This window comes from Nocardiopsis ansamitocini (assembly GCF_030268225.1).
Lineage (GTDB): Bacteria > Actinomycetota > Actinomycetes > Streptosporangiales > Streptosporangiaceae > Nocardiopsis_D > Nocardiopsis_D ansamitocini.
Genome location: NZ_BSQG01000007.1, coordinates 23,498 through 42,105, shown reverse-complemented (window position 1 = coordinate 42,105; position 18,608 = coordinate 23,498). Strand labels below are relative to the sequence as shown.

Below are 18,608 nucleotides of genomic sequence, written 5' to 3'. Positions count from 1 at the left end.
CCTGCTCCGCAGAGGTCGGCACCGGTGTGGTGTCGGGACCGAGCACGAGCGGGGACGGTACCCGGCCGGGATGTCATGTCGATCGGCATCGCGCGCCATCGGGCGATGGCATCGTCAGGGCACAGCACGAGTAGTCACGACCGGGCAGGCCGGCCGGGCTCGCAGGATGAACGGGCAGACGGGCCAACGGGCCGACTGCGCCGTTTTCTCTTGTCACGTCCGCGTCGGCGCGGTACTCGACGGGCTCGCAATCGGACAGATCACCGGACTCGATCCCGACCTTGCCGTAGACGGGGAGGTCGAGCCCGAACACGGTGTCCACCAGCAGGGCCGCGAGCTCGGGCCTGCTGAGGAACAGCTGGACGAGGACCTCCTGCGCTTGCGCAGGAGGTCCGGAACGTTAACGAACGCAGCTATCCGGCCCGGCGAAGCCGAAAAGATTGCTGTCGCCCGTTTCCGTTGTGGGCGGCCCGGATTCTGTGGCGGCAGGCATGCAGTGGGCGCCCGACCGGTTCGGTGGGGCGCCCACTGTGCGCGCGGGACGGACGCGCGCTCGGGAGAGGAACTAGGCCGCCGTTTCACCGAGCCACTGCCGGGCCTCGTCCAGTACAGCGGCCGGCAAGGCGTGACCACCGGGGTGTTCGCGCAACCGCACGTCCGCCGAGCGCTGCCGGAGCTGCTCGGCGAGCAGGCGGGCCTGGTCGATCGTGGTGATCGGGTCGGCCACGCCGGCTCCCATGAACACCCGGGTACCCGACAGATCCACCTGCCGGGGTTCCCGGTCCTGCAACGGTGCGGCTGCCGCGAACAGCGCGGCCGCACCGAAGACCCCGGGGTGCAGGAGCAGCGTGGCAGCGGCGATGTTGGCGCCGTTGGAGAAGCCGACCGCGACCCGGCCCGCCGGATCGATCCCGTAGGCGACCGTCGCGGCTTCGACGAACTCCACGAGTTCGCCTGAGCGGTCGATCACGTCATCGACGTCGAAGACGCCCTCGCGCAGACGGCGGAACCAGCGGTTGGCGCCGTGCTCGTTGACTTTGCCGCGCGGTGACAGCAGTGCCGCCCCCGGGGCCAGCAGCTGCCCCAGGCCGATCAGGTCGTGCTCGTCGGCTCCGGTGCCGTGCAGGAGAACCAGGGTCGGGCCGCCCGGCGTGGCCGCCGGATGGAACACGTGCTCGAAACCGAGGTCGGCCACGGTACTCACTCCCCCACGCTCAGTCCGGGCAGCGCCCGCTCAATCTGGCTGCGGTTGGGCTCCAACCACGGCGGGAGCTGGAGTGCGCGCCCAAGTGCCAGCAGCGGCTCGTCGTAGTCGAAACCGGGCCCGTCGGTGGCGATCTCCAACAGCACTCCGCCCGGCTCGCGGAAGTAGATGGAGGTGAAGTAGGAGCGGTCCCGGATCTCGGTCACGTCGACGCCCTGTTCGAGCAGATCGCGCTGCCAGGCGGCCTGGGCCTGCTGGTCAGGCGCGCGGTAGGCGACGTGGTGGACGGTCCCTGCCGCGACGTGGCCCTGACGTGCATTGGGCGCGGCGATGACGTCCACAACGGTACCGACCCCGTCGGTGGCCGCACCGGTGCGGAAGCGGAAGCGGTCGCCCTGCTCGGCTGCGAGGGTGAATCCGAGCTGGCTCTGGAGCATGGTCGCGGTCTTCTCGTACTCGCGCTCGGTCAGGGTGACCGCGCGGATACCCCGAACGGCGTGCTCGACCGGGACAAGACCGCCGTCCCAGGGGTCGGTGTCGTGGTGGTCGGTGCTGGCGACCAGTTCGATGACCAGTCCGTCGGGGTCGCGCAGACTCAACACGTCCTCCTCCAGGCGTTCGGCCGGGCGGCTGGACTCCACTCCCAGCCCTGCCAGGTGGTTCTGCCACCAGCCCAGTGACCCCTCCGGCACCGAGAAGGAAGTGACCGTGGCCTGGCCCGCACCGATACGCCCCTTGGGTGCTCCGGGCCACGGGAAGAAGGTCATAACGGTTCCCGGGTTTCCCGCACGGTCGCCGTAGTAGAGGTGGTAGGTGTCGGGAGAGTCGAAGTTGACTGTCTGCTTGACCAGGCGCATCCCCAGTGCGTTGCGGTAGAAGTCTGCGTTGGCCTGTGGGTCGGTGGCGATGGCGGTGACGTGGTGGATCCCCGAGGGACGCACGCTCATGGTCGTACTCGCTTTCCTGTGGCGGGTCCGCGGCGGATCCGTTCCCCTGGTCCCACCGTCGACTCCGGTCGCCCGTTTTCGGTGCGGACACCTTGCTGGTCTTTAGTCATCTCCGAAGCATCGGACACATTAGCAAACGGTTTAATATTCAACAATATTCCACGAAAGGGAAATCTGCGCGTCGGCACTACGGCTACCAGCGACAATTACCATCATGAGCGTTGTCCCGGCCGCGACCCGTGCCCTACGCGTCCTCCGCCTCCTGGCCGCCCAGGCCGGGCCGGTATCGGCCAGCACGCTGGCCCGCGACCTGCAACTCCCGCGATCCAGCGTCTACCAACTCCTGGAGGCGATGGCCGAGGAGGGCTTCGTCGTCCACCTGCCGGAAGAGCACCGGTGGGGGTTGGGGGTGGCCGCATTCGAGATCGGATCGGCCTACTTGCGCCACGATCCGCTGGAGCGACTGGCCCGCCCCCTGTTGACCAGGCTCGCCGAACAGGTCGGGGCAACAGCGCATCTGGGTGTCCTGCACGGCGCGGACACCCTCTACCTACTCAAGGAGCAACCCCCGCACACACCGCCCCTGATCACCGGTGTCGGGGTCCGGCTGCCCGCTCACCTGACCGCATCGGGGCGGGCGATGCTGGCCGGGTTGCCGCGCGCCCAGGTCCGCGCGCTCTACCCCGATGCCGACCGGTTCACCAGCCGCACCGGTCGCGGCCCCACGTCTCCCGGCCAACTACGCGAAGTGCTGTCGGCCGAGGCCAAACGCGGTTTCTCCCGGGAGGAGAGCGAAGTGACCGAGGGCTACTCGTCCGTGGCCGCCGCGGCGTTCGACCACCACGGCGTCCCCGTCGCCGCCATCAGCCTGACGGTGCCGCAGCAGCGTCCGGTCACCGCCGAGGCCCTGGCGGCCCGGGTCCGTGACGCAGCCGCCGAGCTCACACGTCGCCTGGGCGGCCGGCAACCGCTCTGAACACCCCAAACGACGGCCGCCCGCTCCCCGACAGCGGGAGCGGGCGGCCGTCGGGCACGTCTAGCTGCTCATGGCCTTGATGGCCGCGTCCACTGCGGCACGGTCGGCACGCAGCTTGGTGAGCGCCTCCTGGAGGATCGCCTGACCGTCGGCGTCACTGCGCCGCTCCTTCACGTAGGCCAGGTGGGTCTTGTAAGGCTCGGTCCGCGGGGGGGCCGGCGGGTTCTGGGGGTCCTTGCCCGCGGGGAATCCGCAACGCGGGCAGTCCCACTCCTCGGGGACCTGGGCCTCGTGCGAGAAGCTCGGGATCACCTCGTGCTTGTTGGCACAGTAGAACGCGATACGGATCCGCGGCGCGGACTCGCCGCGCTCGGCCTCACCCATCGGGCCGGCACCGACGCGGCTGCCACGGATGGCACTGCCACTACCCACGAAAAACTCCTTCGGCGTGCGTCCCCGCTTGAGAGAGGGGAAACCTGGTGCGCTCCGCACGGACTTTGAGGGCGCGCATGCCCGGGCCGTGCGGGCACCGGATGTCTGGGACGGACTATCCCCGGTTGAGCAGCAGCCCGAGAACGAGGACGCAGATGATCCACGTCACGCCCGTGATGACGGTCAGCCGGTCGAGGTTTCGCTCGACGACCGAGGAGCCACCGAGAGAGGAGGTTACGCCGCCACCGAACAGGTCGGAGAGGCCACCACCCTTGCCCTTGTGGAGGAGCACCAGCATGATCATCAGCAGGCTGACAATCATCAGGACAATGGACAGACCGACAATCACGTGCTCACCCGTAACTCGACCCCAACGAGGGGGAATTGACGACCTAAGGTCCCACCGCGTACCGCGTGCCCCTGGAGAGGGTGCTCGCAACGGCGGGTAGGGGACCGGGGACAGTACCTGATTTTAACCCGCGCCCCGAAGGGCCCGGGTCGGTTCGGGGGGAACCCTTCGCGCATCGTAGCGCGTTGCTAACCGATTTTGGAGCGACCGAAGGCCCTCTTTTCCGGTTAGATCCGCACAGATCCGCCGCTCAGGGGTTTCCGCGGGTCCGACGCCAGGCAGCGCCGGACCCGCTGGAAGCACGCCGAAGGAGTACGGGTCAGCCCTGCTGCTCGCGGAAGCGGGCGAGCTTGACGAACTCCTCGGCCTTGAGGCTCGCCCCACCGACCAGTGCACCGTCCACATCGCTCTTGCCGAGGATGGCGGCGACGTTGTCGCTCTTGACGGAGCCGCCGTAGAGGATGCGGGTGGCGCGGGAAGTCTCCGGGGAGTAGAGCTCACCGAGGCGGACCCGCAGCGCCGCGCACACTTCCTGGGCGTCCTCGGGGGTGGCGACCTCGCCGGTCCCGATTGCCCAGACCGGCTCGTAGGCGATGACCAGGCGCTGGGCCTGCTCGTCGGTGACGCCCTTGAGCGCGCCCTCGAGCTGGGTGAGGCTGTGCTCGACGTGCTGGCCCGCCTTGCGGACCTCCAGGCCCTCGCCCAGGCACAGGATGGGGGTGATGTCGTTGGCGAAAGCAGCCTTGACCTTGGCGTTGACGACGGCGTCGTCCTCGCGGTGGTACTCGCGCCGCTCGGAGTGCCCGGCCAGGACATAGGAGCAGCCGAGCTTGGCCAGCATCGCTCCGGAGATCTCGCCGGTGTAGGCGCCCTTCTCGTGCTCGGAGATGTCCTGCGCTCCGTAGCCGATGGACAGTTTGTCCCCGTCCACCAGGGTCTGCACACTGCGCAGCGCCGTGAACGGCGGGAGCACCACGACCTCGGCGGCGTCGAAGTCGGCGTCGTTGAGGGCGAACGCCATCTTCTGCACCAGGGCGATGGCCTCCAGGTGGTTGTTGTGCAGCTTCCAGTTGCCCGCGATCAGCGGTTTGCGCTTGGCGGTTGCCATGTTTTCTAGTCCTCCAGTGCCGCGATGCCGGGCAGGGTCTTGCCTTCGAGGTACTCCAGGCTGGCGCCGCCGCCGGTGGAGATGTGGCCGAACGCGGTCTCGTCGAAGCCCAGGGCCCGCACGGCGGCGGCGGAGTCGCCACCACCCACGACGGTGAACGCGCCGGAGTCGAGCAGCGCCTGGGCGACCGCACGGGTTCCGCCGGCGTAGGGTTCCATCTCGAACACGCCCATGGGGCCGTTCCAGAAGACCGTCCGCGCGTCGGCGAGCGCGGCGGCGAACAGCAGGGCCGACTCGGGGCCGATGTCCAGGCCCATGCGGTCGGCGGGGATCGCGTCGACGGCCACGACGTCGTGCGCGGCGTCGGCGGCGAACTTCTCGGCGGCGACCACGTCGACCGGGAGCACGAAGTCCACGCCCTTGTCGCGGGCGCGGCGCAGGTACTCGTTGACGGTGTCGATCTGGTCGCGCTCCAGCAGGCTGGAGCCCACCTCCAGGCCCTTGGCGGCGAGGAAGGTGAAGACCATGCCCCCGCCGATCAGGATACGGTCGGCGGTTTCGAGCAGGTTGTCGATGACTCCGAGCTTGTCGGAGACCTTGGAGCCGCCCAGGACGACCGCGTAGGGCCGCTCCGGGGACTCGGTGAGCCTGCGCAGGACGTCGACCTCGGTGAACACCAGGCCACCGGCGGCGTGCGGCAGCCGCTGGGGGAGGTCGAAGACGCTGGCGTGCTTGCGGTGCACGGCACCGAATCCGTCGCCGACGTAGAGCTGCGCCAGCGCCGCGAGGCGGTCGGCGAACTCTCCGCGCTCGGCGTCGTCCTTGCTGGTCTCCCCGGGCTCGAACCGCAGGTTCTCGACCACGGCGACCTCACCGTCGGAGAGTGCCTGGGTCACGGCACGGGCGGATTCACCCGCGGTGTCGACGGCGAAGCGCACCTCGGTGCCCAGCAGCTCGCCCAACCGGGCCGCGACGGGGCGCAGGGAGAACTCCGGCTTGGCCTGCCCCTTGGGGCGGCCCAGGTGCGCGCCGACGATGACACGTGCGCCGCGCTCGCGCAGCTTCTGGATGGTGGGCAGGCTGGCCCGGATACGGCCGTCGTCGGTGATGCGGTCACCGTCCAGCGGCACGTTCAGGTCGGCCCGGACGAAGACGCGTTTGCCTGCGACGTCGAGGTCCTCGATCGTCCGCATGTCTGCTTCCCCTTCATGGGAGTGGCGTATAGGGGCGGAACGCCCTCCCCGCTGCACAACGCGAGGAGGGCGTCACCGTTGCCGTTTGCGGCGTCTCGTGCCTAGAGGTTGGAGCCGACCAGGGTGGTCAGGTCCACGAGGCGGTTGGAGTAGCCCCACTCGTTGTCGTACCAGCCGATGATCTTGACCTGGTTGCCGAAGGCCATCGTCAGGCTGGCGTCGAAGGTGCAGGAGGCAGGGGTGCCCACGATGTCGGAGGAGACGATCGGGTCCTCGGTGTAGACCAGCAGGTCCTTGAGGGGGCCCTCGGCTGCGGCCTTGAACGCGGCGTTGACCTCGTCCTTGGTGACCTCACGGTCCAGGGTCACGACCAGGTCGGTGACGGAGCCGTCGGGAACCGGCACGCGCATGGCGATACCGTCCAGCTTGCCCTGCAGCTCGGGCAGGACCAGCGCGGTGGCCTTGGCGGCGCCCGTGGTGGTCGGGATGATGTTCTGCGCGGCGGCGCGGGCACGGCGCAGGTCCGAGTGCGGGAAGTCGAGGATGACCTGGTCGTTGGTGTAGGCGTGGACCGTGGTCATGAGCCCCTTGACGATGCCGAAGTTCTCCAGCAGCGTCTTGGCCATCGGCGCCACGCAGTTGGTGGTGCAGGAGGCGTTGGACAGCACGTGGTGGGTGGCAGGGTCGTACTTGTCGTCGTTGACGCCCATGACGACGGTCAGGTCCTCGCCCTTGGCCGGGGCGGAGATGATGACCTTCTTGGCGCCGGCGGCGATGTGCTTCTTGGCGTCCTCGGCCTTGGTGAAGAAGCCGGTGGACTCGATGACGACGTCCACACCCAGCTCGGCCCAGGGCAGCTTGGCCGGGTCGCGCTCGGCGAGGGCCTTGAAGCTCTTGCCGTCCACCGTGATGGTGTCCTCACCGACCTCGACCTCGCCGGGGAGGGTGCCCAGGAGAGTGTCGTACTTGAGCAGGTGGGCCAGAGTCGCCTTGTTGGTGAGGTCGTTGACGGCGACGATCTCGACGTCGTTGCCCCCGGCGGCCTGAACCGCGCGCCAGAAGTTACGACCGATTCGTCCGAAGCCGTTGACGCCTACCCGGATGGTCACGGAAACCATTCTCCTCACGTGTTGAATGCGTCGTTGACGCTACTTCCGACGCGACACGCGCCGGATCACGGAAACAGTGCGTTTGGGGTCGCAATCGAGCCTATCGCCTCTGCCGGCGAACGCCTGAGCTGGACCGGCCGCAGGATCGACACCCCTCGCAGTAATGCCCATACTGGCACCGCGGCGGGCTAGAGGTATAGACCATTAGACCGGATTTTTCTACCCGGCCGGCACTGTTTCCGCAGATCGTGAAAGCGTGGGCGCCCAACGCCGACCTTTCACACTTTCGTTACGGGCGCGTTAACAGACGTCGCACGGGGCCGAAGGGCTCCCCGGCCCCGCCGAGGTCGCGCCACGGCCCCCCTTCAGGGGTTGATTCGCATGTCCGGGGCGGAAAACGAGAATTTTCGGCACACCGCCGCCGGGCACCGTCAGGGAACCAGCATGTCCGGGGTCAGGTTGGCCTCGGTGTTGGGGATCCCGAGGTCGGAGGCGCGCTTGTCGGCCATGGCCAGCAGCCGCCGGATCCGCCCGGCGATGGCGTCCTTGGTCAGCGGCGGGTCGGACAGCTGCCCCAGCTCCTCCAGCGACGCCTGCTTGTGCGCCAGGCGCAGCCGCCCGGCCGTGACCAGGTGATCCGGGGCGTCGTCGGCCAAAATCTCCAGGGCCCGCTCCACCCTCGCACCCGCGGCCACTGCGGCACGCGCGCTGCGACGCAGGTTGGCGTCGTCGAAGTTGGCCAGCCGGTTGGCGGTCGCGCGCACCTCGCGGCGCATCCGGCGCTCCTCCCAGGCCAGCACGCTCTGGTGCGCGCCCAGCAGTGTGAGCAGCGCACCGATCGAGTCGCCGTCTCGCACCACCACCCGGTCGACACCGCGCACCTCACGGGCTTTGGCGTGCACCTTGAGCCGACGGGCAGCGCCCACGAGGGCCAGGGCGGCCTCCGGGCCGGGGCAGGTGACTTCGAGCGACATCGATCGCCCCGGCTCGGTGAGCGAGCCGTGGGCGATGAACGCACCGCGCCAGGCCGATTCGGAGTCGCAGGAGCCGCCCGCCACGACGTGGCGGGGCAGTCCGCGCACCGGACGGCCGTTGCCGTCGATGAGCCCGGTCTGCCGGGCCAGGCTCTCCCCGTCCTTGATCACCCGGACCACGTAGCGATTGCCCTTGCGCAGGCCGCTGGGTGCCAGCACCACGACTTCGGACTCGTGGCCGAAGACCTCGGAAATGTCCTTGCGCAGCCGGCGTGCCGCAGCCCCGGTGTCCAGCTCGGCCTCGATCACGATCCGACCACTGACCAGATGCAAGCCACCGGCAAAACGCAGGATCGTGGAAACCTCGGCCTTGCGGCAGCATGGTTTGAGAACGGTCAGCCGGCTCAACTCGTCCTTCACCACGCCGGTCATCGCCATGGATGCGGTCCTCCCCGTGAAACTCATGCGTCTGCGCCGCCCGACGGACAGCGCCCTGCCACCGAGGGTACTTGGCGGGCACCGCAACACCTCAGACCACGCGCGCGTGTTCGAAATCCCTGCTCAATCCGGCGAGTCGTGTTTTCCGCTCTGGATGATCTTGGCCGGTATTGCCCCCGTACCGCTTCCGTCGGAGTCCCGGGCGCGGGTCCCTTCCAGTCCGACTAGTCCAGGAACCGCTCGAAGGCCGCCGCCAGCCGATCGGGGTCGTGACGGGGGGAACCGTCTGCGGCGGAGACGTCGGCGAGCACCAGTCGGGCCCCCAGCGAGGCAGCGGTCCGCTCCAGCATCACCGGGTCCTCCACCCCGGACCGCTCGGCGAGCACCACGTCGACCCGTAGGTCGGGAGCGTGTGCCGCGAGCACCTCCAGGTAGGTGTGTGCGGCGAACCCGTCGGTCTCACCGCGCTGCGGGGAGAGGTTGAGGGTGACCACCCGGCGCGCGGAGGTCGCAACGAGCGCGCGGGCCAACGCCGGCACGAGGAGGTGCGGCAGCACACTGGTGAACCAGGAACCGGGACCGAAGACCACCCAGTCGGCCTCGTACACGGCCTTGAGGGTCTGTTGGGGAACCGGGGGCTCCTGCGGGACGAGGGACACCGAACGGACCCGGCCCCGGGTACTCGCGCAGGCAACCTGTCCGCGCACCGTGGTCATGGCAGTTGGCCGGTCGGGATCGGCCCCTTCCACCTCGGCCACGATGTCCAAGGGGACGGAGGACATCGGCAGGACCCTGCCGTGTGCTCCCAGGAGCTGGCCCACCCAGTCCAGACCGGCCACGGAGTCGCCGAGCAACTCCCACAACGCCACGATCAGGAGGTTGCCCACGGCATGACCGTGCAGCTCCCCCTCGGACCGGAAGCGGTGCTGGACCACTTCGCTCCAGGTGTGACCCCACTCGTCGTCGCCGCACAGCGCGGCCAACGCCATGCGCAGGTCGCCGGGAGGCAGCACCCCGAGTTCCCGGCGCAGTCTCCCGCTGGAGCCACCGTCGTCGGCAACCGTCACCACAGCGGTGACATCGGTGGTCACCCGGCGCAGCGCCGAAAGCGAGGCATGCAGCCCGTGCCCACCGCCCAGTGCGACCACTCGCGGCGGCTGCGTTCTGGCGCTCCCCGCTGCTTTGTGCTCAGCGTCCTCGATGCCCGACATCGGTGTATGCGTACCCTGTCATCGAAAGTCCTCGCGCGCTGGGCGCCTACGTGCCACGCGGTCCACGCCGCCCCCGTGGACGACCGCACGCGCGGACCGATCCGGTGTCTGGCACCGGCCGGTACCGAGACCCTACTCGCGTCCGAGGTCCCGATGGATCGCGTTGACGTCCAGCCCCTCGTCGCGCAGCCGAGCACTGAACTGCTCGGCCATGGCCACGCTGCGGTGCTTGCCACCGGTGCAACCGACCGCGAGCGTCATGTAGTGCTTGCCTTCGCGCAGGTAACCGGAGATGAGCAGTCGAAGGACATCGGTGTAGGAGTCGAGCAACTCCTTCGCGCCGCGCTGGGCGAGCACGTAGTCGCGTACGGGATCGTCCTTGCCGGTCATCGGACGCAGCTCCGGGACCCAGTGCGGGTTGGGCAGGAAGCGGCAGTCGATGACCAGGTCGGCGTCCACGGGAAGACCGTACTTGAACCCGAAGGACACCACGTTGGCACGCAACCGTGCCTCTTTGGCCTCCCCGAAGAACCCGACCATCTTGGCCTTGAGCTGGTGCACGTTGAGCTGAGAGGTGTCGATGACCAGGTCGGCCTCGCCGCGGATGGCCCGCAGCAGCTCGCGCTCGCGGGTGATCCCGTCGGTGAGCCGACCGTCCCCCTGGAGGGGGTGCGGACGGCGCACCCCCTCGAAGCGGCGCACCAGGGCATCGTCGCCGGCCTCCAGGAAGACCACACGCGCACCGATTCCGCGGGTGCGCAGTTCCTCGACGGTGGAGAGCAGATCCTGGGTGAAGGCCATGCTGCGCACGTCCACCACCGCGGCCACCCGCGAGACGGCGCCGTGGGTTCGTCCGGCGAGATCGATCATGGTGGGCAGCAGCCCGGGCGGCAGGTTGTCGACGACGAACCAGTCGAGGTCCTCCAACGCCCGCGCGGCGGTACTGCGCCCGGCCCCCGACATACCGGTCACCACGACGATCTCCGGCGGCAATGCGTCTCCGAGATTGGTCGTCACCTGTTCATCCCCCATTTTCCCGTCCGCCCTCATCCGCTGGCTGCGTGCTCGTAGTCGTGCCCGTACCACCAGTATCTCCGTTCTCGCCCACGCTCGCGTGGATCACCTCCGCAGTTCGCCTGCCGATCCCCGGGACCTCGGCGATCTCGGCGACCGTGGCCGCTGCCAGGCGCTTCACCGAACCGAAGTGCTTGATCAACGCGTTCCTACGGGTGGGCCCGAGACCGGGGACCTCGTCGAGGGCACTGCCGGTGAGCGCTTTGGCCCGCTTTGCGCGATGGTAGGCGATGGCGAACCGGTGGGCTTCGTCACGGACACGTTGCAGCAGGTAGAGCCCCTCTCCGGCGCGCGGCAGGATCACCGGGTCCTCGTCGTCGGGCAGCCACACCTCCTCCAGGCGCTTGGCGAGGCCGCACACCGCGACGTCGTCGATACCGAGCTCACGGAGTGCGCGCTCGGCCGCCAGCACTTGAGGACGTCCTCCGTCCACGACCACCAGATTGGGCGGATAGGCGAACTTGGCCGGCGCGGCCTCCTCGGCGGGCTCGACGGTGCCCCGCCCCAATGCGTCGAGCTCGCCGGAACGCTGGCTCTGCTCCAGGTACCGGGTGAACCGGCGGGTGATGACCTCGTGCATCGCCGCGACGTCGTTCTGCTCCGCGCCACCGCTGCCGCTCCCCCTGATCGAGAAGCGCCGGTACTCGGACTTGCGTGCCATCCCGTCCTCGAACACCACCATGGACGCCACCACGTGCTCGCCCTGCAAGTTGGAGATGTCATAGCACTCGATGCGCAGCGGGGCCGCGTCCAGGCCCAGGGCCTCGGCGACCTCGGCCAGCGCCTTGGAGCGCGTGGTGAGGTCCCCCGCGCGTTGGGTCTTGTGCCGGGCCAACGCCTGCTCGGCGTTCTTGGCAACGGTCTCCAGCAGGGAACGCTTGTCGCCGCGTCGGGGCACCCGCACGTCCACGGCCGCTCCCCGCCGTGCGGAAAGCCAAGCGGTGACCGCTGCATGATCGGCGGGAGCGGCCGAGACGAGTACCTCGCGCGGGATCGCCCCGGCGGTCCCCGCGCTGGAGGGATCGGCTGCGCCGGGCTTGAGCTCGCCGTAGGTCTGGGCGAGGAACTGCTCGACGAGCCCGCCCGTACCAACGTCCTCGACCTTGTCCACGACCCAACCGCGTTGCCCCCGGATGCGGCCGCCGCGCACGTAGAACACCTGAACGGCCGCTTCCAAAGGATCTTCGGCAAAAGCGATGACATCGCAGTCGGTGTCGTCGCCCAGCACCACTGCTTGCTTCTCCAGGGCGGTGCGCAGCGCGTCGATGTCGTCGCGGATGCGTGCCGCGCGCTCGTACTCCTGCTCGGCGGCTGCGGCGCGCATGTCGCCCTCCAGCGCGCGGATGAAGCGCCCGGTGTCACCGGCCATGAAGGCGGCGAAGTCCTCGGCGAGGACGCGATGCTCCTGCGGGGACACCCTGCCCACGCACGGGGCAGCGCACCGGTCGATGTAGCCCAGGAGGCAGGGACGTCCACTGGAGCGGGCCCGCTTGAACACACCCGCGGAACAGGTGCGCACGGGGAACACGCGCAGCATCAGGTCGACGGTGTCGCGGATGGCCCAGGCATGGGAGTAAGGACCGAAGTAACGCACCCCCTTGCGCCTGGCGCCACGCATCACCTGCACCCGGGGGAACTCCTCATCGAGGGTGATGGCGAGGTAGGGGTAGCTCTTGTCGTCGCGGTACTTGACGTTGAAGCGCGGGTCGTACTCCTTGATCCAGGAGTACTCGAGCTGCAGCGCCTCCACCTCGGTTCCGACCACCGTCCAGTCGAGATCGGTTGCGGTGGAGACCATTGACTGGGTACGCGGGTGCAGGCCGGCGAAATCCTGAAAGTATGACGACAACCGGGCACGCAGATTCTTGGCCTTGCCGACGTAGATGACCCGACCGTGTTCGTCACGGAAGCGGTAGACACCGGGGTCGGTCGGGATCGATCCGGGTTCGGGGCGCAGGTGTGGTCGGACAGCCATGCACTCATTGTGGTCGGACCCGACGACGGTTTGCATCCGAGCGGCACCGGTCGGCGCCGGGGATGCACTAGTTCACCCTTGAAACGTCACAATTCGGTATCCGGATGACCTAGGTTTGCTGAAGACCACCGATGAAATCTCAACGTTAAGGGGGATTCTTCCCGTGATGTCACTTGGCAACTGGATCGCGGTCGGTGTGGCCGTCGCTATCTCAGTACTGCTCGTCACGGTGATGCACTGGCTGCTCACCCATCAACTCTCCAAGGTCTGGGTCCTGGCCCAGCCCCTGGTGGCACGCAGCCGGAACTCCGCCTACGCCGCCGCCGCCGTACTGGGGGTCAACCTCGCGATCCCCGACGCCGGCGGGTTCGAGAACCCGCGGTTCTGGTACCCCCTGTTCCAACACGGCATGCGCATCGCGATGATCGCATCGCTGACCTGGCTGGCACTGACCATCGCCTACGCCGTCACCGACAGCGTGCTCAGCAAGCTCTCGGCCTACAACGGCGACGCCGACCGGCGCTCACGCCGACTACAGACACAGGTCAAGCTGCTTCGCAGGGTGATCGCCACCGTCATCGGGCTGTTGGCGGTAGCCGCGATCCTGTTCACCTTCCCCGCAGTCAAGGCTCTGGGCGCCGGGCTGCTGGCCTCTGCCGGGCTGATCGGCATCGTCGCCGGCGTGGCTGCCCAGTCCACCCTGGGAAACATGTTCGCCGGGCTCCAATTGGCGTTCAGCGACGCACTGCGGATCAACGACATCATCGTGTTCGAGGGTGAGTGGGGCCGGGTGGAAGAACTCACCCTGACCAACGTCACCTTGCGACTGTGGGACGAGCGCCGCTTCGTCCTGCCGGTCTCCCACTTCACCAACAACCCGTTCGAGAACTGGACCAAGCAGGGCACCTCGCTGACCTCGGCGGTGATGTTCCGGGTCGACTGGGAGGTTCCCGTCGACGACGTGCGTTCCGAGGTAGGGGAATTCGTCACCAAACACCCGCTGTGGGACGGCCGCAACTGGTCGCTTCAGGTCACCGACGTGCTGGAGTCGGGATTGATCGAACTCAGGGTGGTGGCGACCGTCGCCGACTCCGACGCGCGCTGGACACTGGCGGTGGAGTTGCGCGAACACCTGGTCACCTACATCCGTGAGCGTTTCCCGCAGTCGTTGCCGCGCAACCGCACCGAGTTCACCGCTCCGGAGACCAACGACAACTACGCGGCGATGTGGCCGACGTCGGCGTTTCGCCGTCCGGCGGGCTTCAGCCAGGCCGGTCCCACCGACGGCACCGGAACCACCAACGACGAAGGTTGAGCGGAGCGCCCGTCCCCCTGGTGGACGCCCCACTCCTCCCCCGCGGTCCTTCCCCCTGTTAGACGAGCGACCCTGCCCCTCCGGTTAGACGAGCGACCCTGCCCCTCCGGTTAGACGAGCGACCCTGCCCCTCCGGCTAGACGAGGGTAATGTCGGTCCCCTCCACCCTCACCTCGAACGGCTCCAACGGTTCGGTGGCCGGCCCCTTCACGACCTCGCCCTCAAGGTCGAACCGACTGCCGTGACACAGGCAGTGAATGTCCTCGGTGACCTCTTGAACGGTGCATCCTCCGTGCGTGCAGGTCGCCCCGAAAGCCCGGTACTCTCCGGGCCGGGCCTGGGTGATCACCAGCTTGGCCCCGATGACCAGCAGTCCGCCGCCCTCGGGCACGTCCGTGGTCTGGGCAACTACCCGGCCGCGCAACGTGTCCTGGGGCTTGGGCCGGTTCTCGTCGGTGGTGCAGGCCGTAGCGGTGACGGCAACCGCCCCCACAGCGCCCGCGGTGGCCAGCAACGCTCGTCTACTGACTCCGCAGGCACACGGCACCGACTTGCTCGTCATGGCGGGGCTCCCCTGGTGATCGACTCGAAACATTTCTACTACACAGCGTAGTAGGGATGTGGAGGGCCGACCGACCGGGTCGGGGGTGCGGCCCGGTTACGGGACCGCGGGGACCAACCGCGGACGGACCACCAGGGTGGAGCCGAACCGGTCGTGGATCCCCTGGCGGCTCGGAGCGTTCAGGAGCGCCGAGATCACCGCGTACACCGAGAGCCCCAACGCAATCAGGTTGACGACCAGGATCGGGGTGAAGAGAACCGAGGCGTAGAGGAGCACCGAACGCTTGAGGACACTGGAGGTCGCGGCCGTCGTCGTGCCGTCCGAGGCCGCGGCCAGGCGCAGACCGAACAGCAGCTTGCCCGGCGTCGCGCCGTACAACCGGACGCACAGCACCTCGTACCCGAGGTAGACGGCGAAGGTGGTCACCGAAAGCGCCAGGCTCGCGGGACTGAAGGACGCCTGGAGAAGGTCTTCGCTCGGGAGGACGACGAGCAGCAGGCTGTTGAGCGCGATACTCACCCCTGCCAGGACGAACACATCGACCACCCTGGCGAGGATGCGACTGCTCAGCGGCGCCGGGCCGGTCTCCGGTCTACGGATGTCGTCCATTGGGGGCTCACTTTCACGGGGGTGGGCGACAGGGAAACGGCTTCCTGAAAAGGCGCCGTCTCCTACTCTGCCGCACCGCCCCCGTCAGATCGTTTCCCTACCCGACGACGGGCGACGTTGAGCACAACGACCGGTTGACGGTCCGTCCACGGGATGGGGCGAACCGGGAACGCCACGGCAGAACCGGGCATTCGGTCCCCGGTCAGAGAAGGATCTTACGCAGGAACTGACCGGTGTAGCTGTCCGGCTCCTCCGCAACCTCTTCGGGGGTACCCGTGGCCAGAACCGTACCGCCGCGCGCACCGCCCTCGGGGCCCATGTCGATGACGTAGTCGGCCGTCTTGATGACGTCCAGGTTGTGCTCGATCACGATGACGGTGTTGCCCCCGTCCACGAGCCGGCCGAGCACCCCCAGCAGCTTCTCGATGTCGGCGAAGTGCAGACCCGTGGTGGGCTCGTCGAGAACGTAGATGGTGCGCCCGGTGGAACGGCGTTGCAGTTCCGTGGCGAGCTTGACCCGCTGTGCCTCCCCGCCCGAGAGCGTGGTGGCCTGTTGGCCGAGCCGGACGTACCCCAGGCCGACGTCGTTGAGGGTCTGCATGTGTCGGCGGATGGCAGTGATGGGTTCGAAGAACGAGCACGCCTCTTCGATCGGCATGTTCAGCACGTCGGAGATCGTCTTGCCCTTGTAGTGCACGTCCAGCGTCTCCCGGTTGTACCGGGCCCCGTGGCAGATCTCGCACGGAACGTAGACGTCGGGCAGGAACTGCATCTCGATCTTGATCGTGCCGTCACCGGCACACGCCTCGCAGCGGCCGCCCTTGATGTTGAAGGAGAACCGGCCTGGCTGGTAACCGCGCATCTTGGCTTCGGCGGTCTGGGCGAACAGCTTGCGGATGTGGTCGAAGACACCGGTGTACGTGGCCGGGTTGGACCGCGGGGTGCGCCCGATCGGGCTCTGGTCCACGTGCACGATCTTGTCCAGCTGCTGCATCCCGTTGATCCGGGTGTGGCGGCCGGGAACCGAGCGCGCGCCGTTGAGCTCCTTGGCCAGCGCCTTGTAGAGGATCTCGTTGACCAGGGTGGACTTACCCGAGCCGGAGACCCCGGTGACGGCGGTGAACACTCCCAGCGGGAAGGCGACGTCGAGGTCGCGCAGGTTGTTCTCCCGCGCGCCCTTGACCACGAGCTCGCGACCCTTGGCGCGCGGCCGGCGCTCGGCCGGCAACGCGATGGCGCGCCGTCCCGAAAGGTACTCGCCGGTGGCGGACTCCGTGCTGTCGAGAAGGTCCTGGACCGACCCCGACACCACGACGTGCCCGCCGTGCTCCCCCGCTCCGGGGCCGATGTCGACCACCCAGTCGGCAGCACGGATGGTGTCCTCGTCGTGTTCGACCACGATCAGGGTGTTGCCGATGTCGCGCAGTCGCTGGAGTGTCTCCAACAACCGGAAGTTGTCGCGCTGGTGCAGCCCGATGGAGGGCTCGTCCAGGACGTAGAGCACGCCCACGAGCCCCGACCCGATCTGGGTGGCCAGTCGGATGCGCTGGGCCTCGCCCCCGGACAGGGTCCCGCTGGCACGCGACAGGCTGAGGTAGTCCAGGCCGACGTCGAGCAGGAACCCGAGTCGGGCGTTGATCTCCTTGAGTACCTGGGCCGCGATGGCCTTGTCGCGTTCGGACAACTCCAGTGCCGCCAGGAACTCCGCGCACTCGTTCAGCGGCATGGCGCTGACCTCGGCGATGGAGCGACCGTCCACGGTCACCGCCAGGATCACCGGCTTGAGCCGGCTTCCCTCGCAGATCGGGCAGTTCACCACCCGCATGTAGCCTTCGAGGCGGTCGCGGCTGAACTCGCTCTCGCTCTCACCGTGCCGGCGGTGCACCCAACCGATGACCCCCTCGAAATCGGTGTAGTAGCTGCGCTTGCGCCCGTAGCGATTGCTGTAGCTGACGTGCACCTGGGTGCTGTGCCCGTTGAGCAGCGCCTTGCGGGCCTCCTTGGTCAGCTTCTCCCACGGGGTGTCCAGGTCGAAGCCGATGGCGTCGCCGAGCCCCTGCATGAGACGGCCGAAGTACTCGGCGGAATGTCCCCCCGACCAGGGTGCGATGGCGCCCTCGTTGAGGGTCTTGGCGGGATCGGGGACCAGGAGGTCGGGGTCGACCTCCATTCGGGTCCCGAGCCCCGCGCACTCGGGGCAGGCCCCATAGGGGGAGTTGAAGGAGAAGGAACGCGGCTCCAGCTCCTCGAAGGAGAGGTCGTCGTAGGGGCAGTAGAGGTGCTCGGAGAAGATCCGCTCGCGCTCGGGGTCGTCCTCGGCCAGGTCGACGAACTCCAGCAGGATCGTCCCGGCGGCCAACGGCAGCGCCGTCTCGACCGAGTCGGTGAGCCGCTTGCGAGCGGAGTCCTTGACGCTGAGCCGGTCCACGACCACGGCGATGTCGTGCTTCTCGTACTTCTTGAGAGTGGGGGGCTCGTCCAGTCGGATGAGCGCACCGTCGACCCGGGCACGGGTGAAGCCCTTGGCCTGCAAGTCCTTGAACAGTTCGGTGTACTCGCCCTTGCGCCCGCGCACCACGGGGGCCAACACCTGGAAACGGGTCCCCTCGTCGAGTTCGAGGACCCGGTCGACGATCTGCTGGGGGGTCTGGCGAGCGATCGCCCGCCCGCACTCGGGGCAGTGCGGCTTGCCGACGCGTGCCCAGAGCAGACGCAGGTAGTCGTAGACCTCGGTGATGGTCCCGACCGTGGAACGCGGGTTGCGACTGGTGGACTTCTGGTCGATGGAGACCGCCGGGGACAGTCCCTCGATGAAGTCGACGTCGGGTTTGTCCATCTGGCCGAGGAACTGACGGGCGTAGGCCGAGAGCGACTCCACGTAACGCCGCTGCCCCTCGGCGAAGACCGTGTCGAAGGCCAGGGAGGACTTTCCCGAGCCGGACAGCCCCGTGAAGACGATCATCGCGTCACGGGGCAGGTCCAGCGAGACGTCTTTGAGGTTGTGCTCCCTGGCGCCGCGAATCACCAGCTGCTCGGCCATGAATTGATCAGCCCTCTCGGGGTGCGGAAACGCTCCCCCACGACAATCGGCTTCTCAACAGTAACCACGGGGAGGCTCGGAGGATTTCCAAA

The 18,608-nt window shown here is 68.2% G+C and carries 16 protein-coding genes; 2 read left to right on the top strand and 14 right to left on the bottom strand.

Annotation, left to right across the window (positions count from 1 at the left end):
• Window positions 1-565: 565 nt before the first annotated feature.
• Complete coding sequence (locus tag QSJ59_RS18535; protein WP_432707503.1) at window positions 566-1,204, bottom strand: alpha/beta hydrolase; 639 nt, start codon at window positions 1,202-1,204, stop codon at window positions 566-568.
• A complete protein-coding gene (locus tag QSJ59_RS18530) occupies window positions 1,201-2,151 on the bottom strand; it encodes a ring-cleaving dioxygenase (protein WP_285760928.1) in 951 nt (316 codons plus the stop codon). Before QSJ59_RS18530 ends, QSJ59_RS18535 begins: the two co-directional genes overlap by 4 nt.
• A gap of 214 nt (window positions 2,152-2,365) precedes the next feature.
• On the opposite strand from QSJ59_RS18530, the gene QSJ59_RS18525 reads away from it, so the two are divergent.
• Window positions 2,366-3,127, top strand: coding sequence for an IclR family transcriptional regulator (locus tag QSJ59_RS18525; protein ID WP_285760927.1), 762 nt, complete (start codon window positions 2,366-2,368; stop codon window positions 3,125-3,127).
• Between the two features lie 60 nt (window positions 3,128-3,187).
• On the opposite strand, the gene QSJ59_RS18520 is transcribed toward QSJ59_RS18525, so the two are convergent.
• From QSJ59_RS18520 to uvrC, 9 genes are all read right to left on the bottom strand, one after another.
• Window positions 3,188-3,559, bottom strand: coding sequence for an RNA polymerase-binding protein RbpA (locus QSJ59_RS18520; RefSeq protein ID WP_285760925.1), 372 nt, complete (start codon window positions 3,557-3,559; stop codon window positions 3,188-3,190).
• Between the two features lie 115 nt (window positions 3,560-3,674).
• Window positions 3,675-3,908, bottom strand: coding sequence for a preprotein translocase subunit SecG (gene secG, locus QSJ59_RS18515; protein ID WP_285760923.1), 234 nt, complete (start codon window positions 3,906-3,908; stop codon window positions 3,675-3,677).
• A 319-nt stretch (window positions 3,909-4,227) separates the two neighbouring features.
• Window positions 4,228-5,016: a triose-phosphate isomerase gene (tpiA, locus tag QSJ59_RS18510; RefSeq protein WP_285760921.1), complete on the bottom strand. Its 789-nt coding sequence runs from the start codon at window positions 5,014-5,016 to the stop codon at window positions 4,228-4,230.
• Window positions 5,017-5,021: 5 nt separating this feature from the next.
• On the bottom strand, window positions 5,022-6,209 hold the full coding sequence (locus QSJ59_RS18505; protein WP_285760919.1) for a phosphoglycerate kinase: 1,188 nt from the start codon (window positions 6,207-6,209) through the stop codon (window positions 5,022-5,024).
• A 101-nt stretch (window positions 6,210-6,310) separates the two neighbouring features.
• Entirely contained in the window at window positions 6,311-7,318 is a 1,008-nt protein-coding gene (gap, locus tag QSJ59_RS18500) for a type I glyceraldehyde-3-phosphate dehydrogenase (RefSeq protein ID WP_285760917.1), read from the bottom strand.
• A gap of 431 nt (window positions 7,319-7,749) precedes the next feature.
• Complete coding sequence (whiA, locus tag QSJ59_RS18495) at window positions 7,750-8,730, bottom strand: DNA-binding protein WhiA (RefSeq protein ID WP_285760914.1); 981 nt, start codon at window positions 8,728-8,730, stop codon at window positions 7,750-7,752.
• Between the two features lie 224 nt (window positions 8,731-8,954).
• The gene (locus QSJ59_RS18490) at window positions 8,955-9,941 is read right to left on the bottom strand and encodes a gluconeogenesis factor YvcK family protein (protein WP_285760913.1); all 987 of its coding nucleotides are present in this window, start codon (window positions 9,939-9,941) and stop codon (window positions 8,955-8,957) included.
• A gap of 132 nt (window positions 9,942-10,073) precedes the next feature.
• On the bottom strand, window positions 10,074-10,958 hold the full coding sequence (rapZ, locus tag QSJ59_RS18485) for an RNase adapter RapZ (RefSeq protein ID WP_285760911.1): 885 nt from the start codon (window positions 10,956-10,958) through the stop codon (window positions 10,074-10,076).
• A gap of 4 nt (window positions 10,959-10,962) precedes the next feature.
• Window positions 10,963-12,990, bottom strand: coding sequence for an excinuclease ABC subunit UvrC (gene uvrC, locus QSJ59_RS18480; RefSeq protein WP_285760909.1), 2,028 nt, complete (start codon window positions 12,988-12,990; stop codon window positions 10,963-10,965).
• Window positions 12,991-13,156: 166 nt separating this feature from the next.
• Between uvrC and QSJ59_RS18475 the strand changes: the two genes are divergently transcribed.
• Window positions 13,157-14,305, top strand: a complete 1,149-nt coding sequence (locus QSJ59_RS18475; protein ID WP_285760907.1) for a mechanosensitive ion channel family protein — start codon at window positions 13,157-13,159, stop codon at window positions 14,303-14,305.
• A gap of 136 nt (window positions 14,306-14,441) precedes the next feature.
• Here the strand turns inward: QSJ59_RS18475 and QSJ59_RS18470 are convergent, their stop codons facing one another.
• The 3 genes from QSJ59_RS18470 to uvrA all read right to left on the bottom strand — a co-directional run bounded on the left by QSJ59_RS18470 (window position 14,442) and on the right by uvrA (window position 18,516).
• Entirely contained in the window at window positions 14,442-14,867 is a 426-nt protein-coding gene (locus tag QSJ59_RS18470; RefSeq protein ID WP_285760905.1) for a Rieske (2Fe-2S) protein, read from the bottom strand.
• Window positions 14,868-14,963: 96 nt separating this feature from the next.
• Window positions 14,964-15,476, bottom strand: a complete 513-nt coding sequence (locus QSJ59_RS18465) for an RDD family protein (RefSeq protein ID WP_285760904.1) — start codon at window positions 15,474-15,476, stop codon at window positions 14,964-14,966.
• 202 nt (window positions 15,477-15,678) lie between these two features.
• Entirely contained in the window at window positions 15,679-18,516 is a 2,838-nt protein-coding gene (gene uvrA / locus QSJ59_RS18460) for an excinuclease ABC subunit UvrA (RefSeq protein WP_285760903.1), read from the bottom strand.
• Between the last annotated feature and the right edge of the window lie 92 nt (window positions 18,517-18,608).